The organism is Campylobacter taeniopygiae (genome assembly GCF_005406225.1).
Lineage (GTDB): Bacteria > Campylobacterota > Campylobacteria > Campylobacterales > Campylobacteraceae > Campylobacter_D > Campylobacter_D taeniopygiae.
The window spans coordinates 1-568 of sequence record NZ_NXLY01000064.1; the positions used below are offsets into that span (position 1 = coordinate 1).

The following is a 568-nucleotide window of genomic DNA, read 5'->3' on the forward strand; positions in this document are numbered from 1 at the left end:
AAAAGATGAAATGACAGATTTTTTAAATTCAGTTTTTGGAACAGGTGCTGCAGGTATGATGCAAAATTTAGTCGATAATACGGACAAATATGAAAATGCTTTAAAATCTTTAAAAAATACAAAAATAGGTGCTTTAAATGACGAGTTTAAAAAGATAAGTTCAAGCACCAATTCTTCTTTTACGCAGCTTAGCACTTCTATGTCCAATCTTAGTGCTAGTATCGGAGAAGCTTTAGCACCTGCCTTGGTAAAAATAATGGACAGCATTTCATCTTTAATCAATTTCGTAAGAGAAATGATCGACGCTTTTCCAAATTTAAGTAAAGTTATAGGCACTTTAGTGGTTGCTTTGACCACAGCTAGTGTGACTTTAAGTGCTTTAAAAGTAGGTTTTTTGGTGGCAAAATTAGCAGGGATACAATTTGCCTTTACCATTAATACTATAAGGATTGCTTTTAATATATTAAAGGTTGCCTTTCTAACTAATCCTATAGGACTTGCTCTTATGGCTATTGCTGCTATTGCTGCTTTGGTAATAATGAACTGGGATAAAGTAAAAGCCTTTTTT

Annotated in this window: 1 protein-coding gene; it reads left to right on the plus strand. The window is 32.9% G+C overall.

Translation table 11 applies throughout. The annotated features are described in order from the left end of the window. Positions 1-568: phage tail tape measure protein (locus tag CQA75_RS08960; RefSeq protein WP_137624609.1), on the plus strand; the 568-nt coding region annotated here is incomplete at both ends.